The sequence below is a fragment of the Corynebacterium otitidis ATCC 51513 genome (genome assembly GCF_000296405.1).
GTDB lineage: Bacteria > Actinomycetota > Actinomycetes > Mycobacteriales > Mycobacteriaceae > Corynebacterium > Corynebacterium otitidis.
On record NZ_JH815192.1, the window covers coordinates 338,300 to 350,207 of the forward strand.

10 protein-coding genes are annotated in these 11,908 nt (G+C 72.2%); 6 read left to right on the forward strand and 4 right to left on the reverse strand.

Translation table 11 applies throughout. The features are described 5' to 3' along the window. Positions 1–67 precede the first annotated feature (67 nt). Complete coding sequence (locus HMPREF9719_RS01480) at positions 68–856, forward strand: DUF4191 domain-containing protein (protein WP_004600188.1); 789 nt, start codon at positions 68–70, stop codon at positions 854–856. On the opposite strand, the gene HMPREF9719_RS01485 is transcribed toward HMPREF9719_RS01480, so the two are convergent. Beyond that, the gene (locus HMPREF9719_RS01485; RefSeq protein WP_004600189.1) at positions 853–1,329 is read right to left on the reverse strand and encodes an RDD family protein; all 477 of its coding nucleotides are present in this window, start codon (positions 1,327–1,329) and stop codon (positions 853–855) included. The genes HMPREF9719_RS01480 and HMPREF9719_RS01485 overlap by 4 nt on opposite strands. 178 nt (positions 1,330–1,507) lie before the next feature. Between HMPREF9719_RS01485 and glnA the strand changes: the two genes are divergently transcribed. The 4 genes from glnA (at position 1,508) to HMPREF9719_RS01505 (ending at position 6,563) form a co-directional block, all read left to right on the forward strand. Next, positions 1,508–2,944 carry a type I glutamate--ammonia ligase gene (gene glnA, locus HMPREF9719_RS01490; protein ID WP_004600190.1) on the forward strand — a complete coding sequence of 479 codons (1,437 nt, stop codon included), beginning with the start codon at positions 1,508–1,510 and terminating at the stop codon, positions 2,942–2,944. A gap of 306 nt (positions 2,945–3,250) precedes the next feature. Then, positions 3,251–4,594, forward strand: coding sequence for an efflux RND transporter periplasmic adaptor subunit (locus HMPREF9719_RS01495; RefSeq protein ID WP_004600191.1), 1,344 nt, complete (start codon positions 3,251–3,253; stop codon positions 4,592–4,594). 11 nt (positions 4,595–4,605) lie between these two features. Beyond that, a complete protein-coding gene (locus HMPREF9719_RS01500; protein WP_004600192.1) occupies positions 4,606–5,259 on the forward strand; it encodes an ABC transporter ATP-binding protein in 654 nt (217 codons plus the stop codon). Next, positions 5,256–6,563 carry an ABC transporter permease gene (locus HMPREF9719_RS01505; RefSeq protein WP_004600193.1) on the forward strand — a complete coding sequence of 436 codons (1,308 nt, stop codon included), beginning with the start codon at positions 5,256–5,258 and terminating at the stop codon, positions 6,561–6,563. Before HMPREF9719_RS01500 ends, HMPREF9719_RS01505 begins: the two co-directional genes overlap by 4 nt. Positions 6,564–6,607: 44 nt before the next feature. Here HMPREF9719_RS01505 and HMPREF9719_RS01510 read toward each other — a convergent pair whose 3' ends face one another. Genes HMPREF9719_RS01510 through thrC form a run of 3 tightly spaced genes read right to left on the reverse strand, consistent with a single transcriptional unit; the run spans position 6,608 to position 9,174 of the window. Next, positions 6,608–7,138: an NUDIX hydrolase gene (locus tag HMPREF9719_RS01510; RefSeq protein WP_004600194.1), complete on the reverse strand. Its 531-nt coding sequence runs from the start codon at positions 7,136–7,138 to the stop codon at positions 6,608–6,610. 3 nt (positions 7,139–7,141) lie between these two features. Continuing rightward, the gene (locus HMPREF9719_RS01515; protein WP_004600195.1) at positions 7,142–7,723 is read right to left on the reverse strand and encodes a hypothetical protein; all 582 of its coding nucleotides are present in this window, start codon (positions 7,721–7,723) and stop codon (positions 7,142–7,144) included. A gap of 2 nt (positions 7,724–7,725) precedes the next feature. After that, complete coding sequence (gene thrC / locus HMPREF9719_RS01520) at positions 7,726–9,174, reverse strand: threonine synthase (protein ID WP_004600196.1); 1,449 nt, start codon at positions 9,172–9,174, stop codon at positions 7,726–7,728. A gap of 169 nt (positions 9,175–9,343) precedes the next feature. Between thrC and HMPREF9719_RS01525 the strand changes: the two genes are divergently transcribed. Continuing rightward, positions 9,344–11,908: putative Ig domain-containing protein (locus tag HMPREF9719_RS01525; RefSeq protein ID WP_004600197.1), on the forward strand; the 2,565-nt coding region annotated here is incomplete at its 3' end.

The following is an 11,908-nucleotide window of genomic DNA, read 5'->3' on the forward strand; positions in this document are numbered from 1 at the left end:
TCACGGCCCCGCCGCCCGATCCCCGGGCGGCGGGGCCTCTCGTTATCGCCAGGCGCACCGACGCTCTATGGTTGAGCCCATGGCTAACGATCCCCAGAAGGCCCAAGCCAAGGCCGAGAAGCGCCAGCTGAAAGAGCAGAAGCGCGCGAAGCGCAAGCAGACCCGCAGCCAGCTGTGGGAGGTCCTCAAGCTCCAGGTCAAGGAGGACAAGCTCTTAATCCCGGCGCTGCTCGCGTGGCTCCTCGTGCCCGCGATCGGGGGCTTCCTCATCGGCCTGCTCTTCGGCGGCCAGTGGTTCCTTCTGCCCATCGGCCTCGCGGTCGGCGTGTTCTTGGCGTTCTCGTCGTTCTCCCGGCGGGTGCGCGCCACGATGTTCTCCCGCGCCGAGGGCACGCCGGGCGCGGCCGGCTGGACGCTGGACAACATGCGCAACACGGTGGGCATCGTGTGGTTCGTCAACACCGCGGTCGCGGCGAACCAGCAGATGGACAGCGTGCACCGTGTGGTGGGGGTGCCCGGGATCGTGCTCGTCGCGGAGGGCAACCGCAACGCCACCCGCAAGATGATGGACCGACAGCACCGCCGGCTCGACAAGCTCATGGCGGGCGTGCCGATCTACGAGATCTACGTCGGCACCGGCGAGGACGAGGTGCCTCTCAAGAAGCTGCAGCGCAAACTTCTGGCCCTGCCGCGCAACTACCGCAAGAACGACGTCTACCCGATCAACGCGAAGGTCGAGGCGATGGACTCGGTGGGCAACGGGCAGGCGGGCATGCCCAAGGGGCCGCTGCCGAAGAACGCGAACTTCTCTGGCATGAACCGCCGCATCAAGCGCTCCCAGCAGCGCCACCGCTAGCCGCGGATGACGGCCGTGCCGGTGGCGCGGTCGTGCATGCCGCGCAGGTCGGTGTCGACGAACGCGGCGGGCAGGATGAGCCCGGTCATCACGGTGCGCACGGCGGCGCGCCACAGGCCGACGCGCTCGCCGGGGGCGTCGACGCGGGCGATGCCCATGCCGAGGAGCGCCTGGCCGGGCGTGCGGGCGAACAGCCAGCCGCTAATAATGCCGAGCAGGACGAAGACCATGTAGGTCACGGTCGCGACCCCGCCGAGCTGGTCGGTGAACATGTGGATGAAGTTCCCGACGATGAGGCTGATGACCCAGTCGATGGCGACGCCGCCGGCGCGCCTCGCGACGGTCGCGATCGAGCGGGGCCCCTCCTTCGGCAGCCCGAGGTTCTCCCCCGGGTAGGCGGAGACCTTCCCCTCCGCGTCGAACTGGGAGGGGATCTGCGGCCCGTCGAGCCAGCTGCGCTTCTCCTTAGCCATATCTCGTCAATCTATCGGACGGCGCCGCGCCGGTCCACGCGCGGTGCCGCCCGTTTTTTCGCGTTTCCGCTCCCCTCATCCTGATAGAATGGGTCGACGTAACTCGGCGGCCACCGCCGCCGGGCGTGATGCCGATGACAGCCGATACTTTCTCATCCGAGGAGCTGACAACAGGACCATGGATTTCGAATCCAACGAGGACCTTCTTTCCTACATCGAGAAAGAGGGCGTCGAGTTCGTCGACGTGCGTTTTACCGACCTTCCCGGCACCGAGCACCACTTCACGCTTCCCGCGAAGTCGCTGACGGCGGATGACCTCGACGAGGGGCTGCCCTTCGACGGCTCGTCGATCAACGGGTTTACGACGATCGACGAGTCGGACATGACGCTCCTGCCCGACATCGGGACGGCGCGGCTCGACCAGTTCCGCAGCACGAAGACCCTCAACCTGCGGTTCTTCGTCCACGACCCGTTCACCCGCGAGCCGTTCGGCCGCGACCCGCGCGGCGTCGCGCGCCGCGCGGAGGACTACCTCGCCTCGACGGGCATCGCGGACTCCGTGAGCTTCGGGCTCGAGGCCGAGTTTTACCTCTTCGACAAGGTGCGCTACCGCGTCGACGACCACGCGGCGTTCTACTCGGTCGACTCCGACGAGGGCTGGTGGAACCGCGGGGCGGACACCCAGATCGATGGGAGCCCCAACACGGGCTACAAGACCCGCATCAAGGGCGGCTACTTCCCCACCCCGCCGTACGACAAGACCTACGAGGTCCGCGACGCGATGGTCCACAACCTCGAGCGCGGCGGCTTCGAGATCGAGCGGTTCCACCACGAGAACGGCACCGGCGGCCAGCAGGAGATCAACTACAAGTTCAACACCCTGCTGCGCGCCGCGGACGACCTGCAAGAGTTCAAGTACATCATCAAGAACACCGCCGACCAGTTCGGGAAGTCGGCGACGTTCATGCCGAAGCCGCTCGCGGGCGACAACGGCTCGGGCATGCACGCCCACCAGTCGCTGTGGAAGGACGGCAAGCCCCTCTTCCACGACGAGGCGGGCTACGGCGGGCTGTCCGACACCGCGCGCTACTACATCGGCGGCCTGCTGCACCACGCGCCGGCGGTGCTCGCGTTCACGAACGCGACGCTGAACTCCTACCACCGGCTCGTGCCCGGCTTCGAGGCGCCGATCAACCTCGTCTACTCGCAGCGCAACCGCTCCGCGGCGATCCGCATCCCGGTCTCGGGCTCGAACCCGAAGGCCAAGCGGCTCGAGTTCCGCGCGCCGGACCCGTCGGGCAACCCGTACTTCGCGCTCGCGGCGATGCTCATGGCCGGCATCGACGGCATCAAGAACCGCATCGAGCCGCACGCGCCGGTCGACAAGGACCTCTACGAGCTGCCGCCCGAGGAGACCGAGGACATCGCGCAGGCGCCGACGTCGCTCTCCGAATCTCTCGAGGCCCTCGAGGCCGACCACGACTTCCTCACCGAGGGCGACGTGTTCGGCGAGGACCTCCTCGAGGCCTACATCTCCTGGAAGCGGGATAAGGAGATCACCCCGACCCGGCTGCGGCCCACGCCGGGGGAGTTCGAGCTCTACTACGACTGCTAAAAAGCCGCTGCCCGGCTAACTGCCGGCTCCGATGCGCCCGGCGCCACGCCCCCTAGCGGGGTGGGGCGCCGGGCATTTTTGTACCCGCCCTTAACCCGCCTCGCGGCGGCGTCGCCGCTATCTCCCGGGGTGGTTAGGGGCTGGCAAGGTCGCCGTATTCACCCCCGGCGATGCCCCGCCGGTCGAGGCCACGCCGGGGGCGCTCTGTAGCCGTGGCGCGCGGCCGGCGGGGCCGCTATGCTCGGCTCAACTTTTGGGGCGCCTCGCCCCTGTCACCGAGCGAAGAAGGGGTCGGTCAGCCCGATCATGGTGGACACCCGTATTCCGCGCCGGGGGCGCCTCTACGGCTACGCCGTGGCGGCGCTCGCGGCGCTCCTTATCGGCGCGATGGCTCTCTCCGGGGCGCTGGGCCCCGGCGGCGAGGAGCCCGAGGAGTCGACGTTTATCGCCGGGGAGCCCGAGGAGATCACCTCGACGCTCCCGGCGAGCGGCGCGATCAAGGCCGCCACCGCCACGGACGTCACCGCATCGGCCTCCGGGCCCGTCGCGGAGCTCGCCGTGAAGGTCGGCGACCACGTCAAGCGCGACCAGGTGCTCGCTAGGATCGACGTCTCCGACAAGGAGGCCGAGCTGAATAACGCGCAGAAGGCCGCGGACCGGGAGGCCGCGTCCGCCGCCCGCGCCGTCGCCGACGCGGAGGCGCAGCTCGCGCAGTTCCAGGACCTCGCGAACCGGGGCCTCGACCCGGAGCTGCGCTCCGCGGACCAGGCGTGGCGGCAGGCCGCGAACGAGCTCGCCTGGACCGAGCAGCAGCTGCAGGCCGGCTACGACCCGGAGCTCGACCAGCAGGCCGCGGCGCAGCGGCAGGCCTTAGCGGACGCGGACGCGGCGCTCGCGGCGGCTCGGGTGTCGGCGAACCAGCGCCAGGCGGAGCTCGCGCGGGCCGTGACGGACGCGCGCGGCGCGGCCGCCGATCAGGCCGCGAACGCGGAGCAGACGCTCGGCGGGCTGCGCAAGGAGGTCGACGGCGCGACGCTGCGCGCGCCCCACGACGGGGTCGTCACCGCGGTCGGCGGCCAGGTGGGCCAGGCGCCGACAGGGGCGGTCGTGTCGGTGGCGGACGACTCGACCTTCCAGATCGACACGGAGGTCAAGGAGAACTACCTCGAGCAGCTCTCCGTCGGCGACGAGGTGGAGTTCACCTCCCCGAGCGCGCGCGGCGCGACGTTCACCGGCACGATCAAGTCCATCGCACCGGTCGCGGCCGCCGCGCCCACCGAGGACGGCCAGCCGGGCCCCGCGCAGGGCGCGGGCCGAGCGAGCTTCCCCGTCACCGTCGAGGTCACCGGCTCGACGGAGGGGCTGCACATCGGCTCGACGGCGCGGCTCTCCATCGTCACGCAGCGCGCCACCGCGATCGCCGTGCCGCTCGAGGCGATCGACGAGTCGGGCGACACCCCGACGGTCACGGTCGTGCACGAGGGCGGCTACGAGGAGCGGGCCGTGACCATCGAGATCAAGGACGAGCTCAACGCGGGCGTTTCGGGCATCGAGCCGGGCGAGGAGATCCTCCTGCCGGGCGCCGCCGGCGGCGCCGAGGGCGACATCGTCTACAACGAAGACGGCAGCGGCGGGAGCGTCACGCTGTGAGCCTCATCGACATGCGCGGCATCGTCAAGACCTTCTCCTCGGGCGCGGGCTCGCTGACGGTGCTCCACGGCGTGGACCTCGCCGTGGAGCGCGGCGAGTTCCTCTCGGTGGTGGGCCAGTCGGGCTCGGGCAAGTCGACGCTGATGAACATCATCGGGCTGCTCGACCGGCCGAACGCCGGCTCCTACCGGTTGGCCGGGGACGACGTGCTCGCGCTGCGCGACGACGCGCTCGCCCACCGTCGTTCCCGCTCGATCGGGTTCGTGTTCCAGAGCTTCAACCTCGTCTCCGAGCTCGACGCGCGCGGCAACGTGGAGATGCCCATGATGTACGCGGGCGTGCCGCGCGGCGAGCGCCAGGAGCGCGCAGAGTCGCTCCTCGAGCGCGTCGGCGTCGGCGACCGCGCCGCGCACCGCCCGGACGAGCTCTCCGGCGGGCAGCGCCAGCGCGTCGCGATCGCCCGGGCGCTCGCCAACAACCCGGAGATCCTGCTGGCCGACGAGCCGACCGGCGCGCTGGACACGGCGACGGGGCGCTCGGTCATGGACCTCTTCCACGAGCTCAACCGGGAGCTCGGCACGACGATCGTGTTCATCACCCACAACGAGGAGCTCGCCGCGGAGACCACCCGCACGGTGACGATGAGCGACGGGAGGTTCGAGTGACGCTCGCGGAGTCCATTCGGCTGGCGATCGGCAGCCTGCGCTCGAACCGGATGCGCGCCTTCCTCACGCTGCTCGGCGTGATTATCGGCATCGCCGCGGTCATCGCGATCCAGACGATCGGCGCGGGCCTGCAGAAGGAGAGCCGGGAGGCCATCGAGTCCGCGGGCGGCGGCGACTTCCTCCTCAACGTCGAGCCGCGGGCGGAGCAGGGCGACGGGCGCACCCGCTCGGAGCTCGAGGACGACCTCTCCCCCGGGCCGGCGGACGCGCTCACCCCGGAGGACATCGACGAGATCCGCGCGCGCCTCGGCGACAGCCTCGCGGGCATCGCGGTGGGCCAGCATACGGAGATCGACGGCGAGGCGGTGCCCGCCGACGACCCCGACGCCGAGCCGGCGGGCGGATCCGGCGGGCCGTCCTACACGTTTTTGAAGCCCACGAACTCCGACGCCGTGGCCTTCGACGGCAACGAGATCGTCGCCGGCCGCGCGTACACCGAGGAGGAGGCGTGGGCGGGCGCGCCGATCGCGCTGCTCTCCGAGGACCACGCCGCGCAGCTCTTCGGCTCCCCGGAGGCGGCGCTCGGCCAGTCGATCCTCTTCACCGAGCAGCCCGACGGCGGGATCCTCCAGCTGCGGGTGGTGGGCGTCTATCAGCCGCGCGGCGCGAACGCCGGCTTCCTGGAGGAGAGCAACACGAACTACGTGTTCGCGCCCTACGGGCTGCTCGCCGAGCTGCGGGGCCGCGACGAGGGAATCATGGGCGCCTCGGCGAGGGCCGCCGCTACCGCCGACAAGCAGGAGTTCGCCGCGGAGCTCAAGGCCGTCGCCGAGCGCCTGTACGCCAACAACGACGAGTTCGAGCTCACCATCGACGACCTCGGCGACGCGTTCGAGAGCCTCGACGGCTTCATCGGGGCGATGACCCTGTCGATCAGCGTGATCGCGGGCATCTCCCTGCTCGTCGGCGGCATCGGGGTGATGAACATCATGCTCATCACGGTGACGGAGCGGACCCGGGAGATCGGGATCCGCAAGGCCGTGGGCGCGACGCGCCGCGACATCCGCCTGCAGTTCGTCGTCGAGTCGATGATCATCTGCCTCATCGGCGGCGCGGTCGGCGTGCTCCTCGGCGCGGCGGGCGGCGCGTACGCGGCGAGCACGTTCACCTCCCCGGCGCCGCCGCCGCTTAGCGGGGTGCTCGTGGCGCTGGGGATCTCCATGGGGATCGGGCTGTTCTTCGGCTACTACCCGGCGAACAAGGCCGCGAAGCTCGACCCGATCGTCGCGCTGCGCGCCAGCTAAACCCCTCCCCCGCCCGAGCGGGGCTAGGTCTGCTGCCGGGGGTCTTAGCGGCGCCGCTTCGCCCAGCCCATGCGCGGGCGGAACGTGTCGGGGCGGCGCAGCTGCGCGACCGCGTCGGCGCACAGGAGCCGAAAGCGCGGGTCCATGGCCGGCAGCTGCGCGACCTGGAACCAGCCGCGATCCAGCGTCTCGTCGTCGCCGGCGGCGGGCTCGTCGTTGCCCACCACCTCGAGGCGGTAGGCGGACTCCACGAAGCTCGCGACGTCCCCATTGGGATAGGTCACGGTCCCGGAGGCCCCCACCCCGAGCAGCGCCGCGGCGCGCGCCTCGACGGTGGTTTCTTCTCTGATCTCCCGCTCGGCGGCGTCGTGGGGCTGCTCGTCGGGCTCGACGATGCCGGTGACCGGGGTCCACGCCCCGGAGTCGGCGTTCCGCACGAGCAGCACCTCGGGCGTCTGCCAGGCGGGCGCGTCGGCGGGCACGTCGCGCACGACGATCGCGACGACGCCGGGCAGCCACAGCTCGTCGTGGCCGACGTGGCGGCGCAGCTCGACCAGGAACTCGGGCGCTGGCATGGCCTAGGACTCCTTTTCCTTCTCCTCGTCCGCGCCGCCGGGGCCGGCGTTCTCGCCCAGCCACGCGACGACGTCGAAGGTCTCGTCGCGCTCGGCGAGGGGCTCGGGCTCGACCTTGTCGTCGCGACGCTCGTCCGGCTGCTCCGGCCCCGCGGGCTCCGCCTGCTCGTCGGGCCCGTCGCCCCCGTCGCCGGCCGGATCCTCGCCGCCGGGCTCGATCCAGCCGGGCACGAACTCCCGGGCGGCGCGCGCCACGGCGAGCCGGGCGGCCGCCTGGGTCGTGCCGCCGCGGCCCCACGCGACAGCGAGCGCGACGTCCGCGTCGAGGAGCACGAAGAGGTGGTAGTGGTCGCTGAGCGTGACGACGAGGCTCTCGAACTGGGTGGCCATGCCCAGCCGGCCGAGCAGCTCGAGCTCGGCGGCGAGCGTGCGCGCCCCGCCCTCGGCGACGGCCGCCCCGTCGAGCCCGCCGATCACCGAGCGCTGCGCGAGCACCGCCCCATCCGAGACGCGGGTGACCGCCGCGGCCATCGCGTCGTCGATGCCGTTGGTCACGGCGCGCACGAGCCCCTCGTAGTCCGCCACCGCTAGTCCCCCTCCCCCGCGTGCTTGGCGATGAGCCGCTTGACGGCCTCGGCATCCTTCGGCAGGTCCACGACGCGGCGCTCCGCCTCGAGGATGCCCGCGAAGCGCTCCGGCACCGCGGGCGCGGTGCCGATCGCCTCTGCGATGGTGTCGGCGAACTTCACCGGCAGCGCGGTCTCCAGACACACGATCGGCGTGTCGATCTGGTCCTGGAGCTGCGCTGCGACGTGCCAGCCGTCGGCGGTGTGCGGGTCGATGAGCACCCCGCGCTCCCGGTACACCTCGGCGATGGTGCGCACCCGGTCCGCGTGGCTCGAGGAGCCCGACAAAAACCCGAAGTCCTCGGTGATGGTCTCCATGAGCCCGGTGCCCGACAGGTCGAAGCCGCCCTCGCGGAGCCGCGCGCCGAAGAGGTCGGCGACGCGCTCCGCGTCGCGGCCGGTGGCGTCCGCGATGAGCCGCTCGAAGTTCGACGCCCGAGAGATATCCATCGACGGGCTCGAGGTGCGGTGGGTCTCCGCGGCGGAGCGCGGCCGATACGCCCCGGTGCGGAAGAACTCGTCGAGCACGTCGTTCTCGTTCGTCGCGACGATGAGCCGGTCGATGGGCACGCCCATCTGGCGGGCGACGTGCCCGGCGAACACGTCGCCGAAGTTGCCCGTCGGCACGCTGAACGACACCTTCTCCCCCGGGGTGGCGGCGACCTGCAGCCAGGAGGAGAGGTAGTAGACGATCTGGGCCATGAGCCGCGCCCAGTTGATGGAATTGACCGCCCCGATGCGGTGCTGGGCCTTGAACTCCGCGTCCGCGGAGACCTCCTTGACGACGTCCTGACAGTCGTCGAACACCCCGTCGAGCGCGATGTTGTGGATATTCGCGTCGTCGAGGCCGAACATCTGGGCCTGCTGGAACTCCGTCATGCGCCCCTTCGGGGTGAGCATGAACACCGAGATATTCTCCCGGCCGCGCATCGCGTACTCCGCCGACGAGCCCGTATCCCCCGACGTCGCGCCGAGGATGGTGAGGTACTCCCCGCGGCGCGCGAGCTCGAACTCGAAAAACTCGCCGAGCGCCTGCATGGCGATGTCCTTGAACGCCGCGGTCGGCCCCTGCGAGAGGTGCGCCAGAAAGAGCCCCGGCGCGGCCTCGCTCACCGGCACGATCGCCCGCTCGTCGGCGGCGGCGAACGCCTCGGTGTTGTAGGCGCGCTTCGCGATACCGACGAGCTCCTCGGGGTCGATGTCGTCGACGAAGAGCCCAAAGACCGCCGCGGCGAGCGCCGGGTAGCCGCCGGCCTCGAAGACGCCGCGGAGCCGCTCAAGGTCCTCCTCGCCGAGCTTCGGGTAACGCTCGGGCAGGTAGAGGCCCCCGTCCGGCGCCAGGCCCGCCAGGAGAATATCGGTGAATCCGTGGCCGGTGGCGCCCCGATCGCGCGTTGAGATGTAGTCCACGCCGCCGATGGTACGGCACCCGCGCCCCGGGGAGGCGGCCGGCTTCGGGCTTGTCCCGGTGGCGGCTGAGAAAAAGTCCGCTATCCTGTGGGCGGACTTTCAGCTAGCTCCCAGCGCCGCCGCAGGGCCCGCCCCCGCGGCCCGGCGCGCCTCGCACCACAGGAGAGACATGACCACCACCACTTCCGGCCCGGCCCGCCGCGCGCGGCGTCGGGGGATCGCCGCCGCGGCGCTGTGCGCCGGGCTGTCCATCACCCTTCCCGTCGCGCCCGCAATCGCGCAGGACGCGCCGCCGCAGGAGGCGCCGTCGGCCGCGCCGGAGCCGGTGTCTCGGGCGGCGGACGTCGCGGACGCGATCGACGCCGACGCGGTGGCCGACGGCTCGATCACGACGATCGGGGACCTCGCCGACCAGAAGAAGGCCGCGCAGACGCTCTCGGGCATGGTGCACCTCGCGGTGCCGCACCCGGACGCGCCGGCCGGCGCGTCGAACGCGGGGCTGCCCGGCCCGAGCGAGCCGGTGCGGGTCTTCGCCCAGTGGCGCGACGCGGACGGCACGGTCTCGCCGGTCTACACCGGCGAGACCCACACCTTCCCGGGGGAGGAGGACGCGGGCGCGCTGCGCTTCGTCCTGAGGCTCTCGGACTTCACCGACCCGGCGGGCCGGGAGCACCGCTTCGGCGGGCCGGCGCACGCCGCGCAGAGCTACCGGGTGTGGACCGCGCCGGCGACGAACCCGGAGACGGGCAACGAGCTCGTGCCGCTGCGGCACGCGGGCGGCTACACCCCGTACGCGTTCTCCCCCGTCACGGAGACCCGCCTGGGTTCCTCGCCGGTGCTCGGCGACCGCAACCGGCTCGGCCACGTGCTCGGCGCGGGCGTGTGGCTCTACGAGGTGCCGGGCGACTACGTCAAGGCCGAGGACGTCATCGTCGACGAGAAGGGCCCGCTGCCCAACCCGGCGCAGGGTCGCGAGCCCGACGCGGTGCGCACGGTGAGCGGCAACGTGTGGAAGGAGCGCACCCCGCAGCGGCCGCGCGGCCCGCGCGGCCAGGTTGTCAACGCGACCCAGGACCCCAAGGCCGCGGGCTACCGGGTGTTTGCCTCGACGCTGACCGAGGAGGGGGCGCGCGCCAACGAGGCGGTGCTGGCCCTCCCGCCGGAGGAGCGGGCGGCCGCGACGCGCGAGATGCTCCTCGAGCACCCCGAGTATGTCGCGGCGACGGTCGTCGGGGAGACCGACGACAACGGCGACTACACGCTGCGCTTCCCCACCGAGGGCGACGCCTACGACCAGGAGAACCTGTATCTCTGGGTGGAGGACCCCGAGGGGCGGCCGGTCTCGGCGTACGGCTCGTCGATGCAGCCGATCTTCCAGCCGCGCGGCAGCGCCGGCCCCTTCGAGCCGCAGCCGGTCGCGCAGGTCAACAACCGCGGCGCGGAGCTGCCCTACCAGAGGCTCTACGGCGCGCACCAGGCGCTGGCGGTCTCCACCGACGTGCGCCTTTCCCACGACCGCCCGGAGGGCGCGGCCCCCGGCGAGGCCGTCGAGGTCACCCTCGAGGGCCGCGTGCCCGACGACGCGACCGACCTGGAGTGGCGCGCGCCGGACGGTTCGACGGCGGCGACGTGCCGCGACGTCGACGGCCTCGAGGACTGCCTGAGGCTCACGGTGCCGGAGGACGCTACCCCCGGGGAGGCCTACAGCCTCGTGCTCGTCTCGGGGCGCAGCCCGATCGCCGCGACGTCGGTGACGGTCGTCGAGCCGGCCGAGGACGAGTCCATCCCGCTCGTGCCGCTCGTGCCCGCCGAGCCGCTGCCGGGCATCGGCGCGATCGAGGACCGGCTCGCCGTCGCGGGCGAGGAGATCGACCCCATCGAGGTGCCCGCCGAGGCGCTGCCCGAGGGCTCCCGTCTCGAGGCCGCCGGCCTGCCTAAGGGCCTGAGCCTCGACCCCGAGACCGGCGCGATCGTCGGGACCATCGACGCCGAGGCCGCGGGCGTCTACGACGTGCTCGTCGCCGCGCTCGACGCCGAGGGCACCCCGGTCGAGGCCGCCGGCCGGCCCGTCGTGGAGCGCTTCACCATCACCGTCGCGCCCGCGCCTGAGCCGGAGGACGAGGAGCTTATCGTCACCGGCCCGGGGCTTATCGTGCACACCGTCGACGAGGAGCCGCGCCCCATCGACGTGGGCGCCGCCGACCACGCCGGGAACACGCCCGAGGGCACGCGGTTTAGCGCCGATGACCTGCCCCCGGGCCTCGAGCTCGACGAGGAGACCGGACGGATCACCGGGCGCCTGGAGCTCCCCGAGGACGAGTGGCTCGTCGCCGACGCGTTCACCGTCCGCGCGGAGGCGCCGGGCGGCGCCGCCGGGGAGACCCTCGTCGTCGTGGTGACCGTCGACCCGGCGGCCGCCCCGCGCCCCGAGGGGCCGCAGCCCCAGCCCGAGGAGCCCGACTCCGGCGCGCCCGAACCCGGGCCCGAGGACGAGGACGACGGCGACAAGGACGAGAACCGCGGCGACGAGGACGGCGACGAGCCCGGCGATGGCCACGACGGCGACGACCCGATCCCCGACGCACAGCCGCCCGCCCCGCGGCCGGGCGAGCACTCCCCCAGCGCCGGCGACGCGCCCAGCGACGAAGCGGGCCGGCCCGACGCGGGCGACGAGCCCGTCCCCGGCGACGCTCCAGCGGCCCCCGCCCCGGCCGGCCAGGAGCCCAAGGATGCC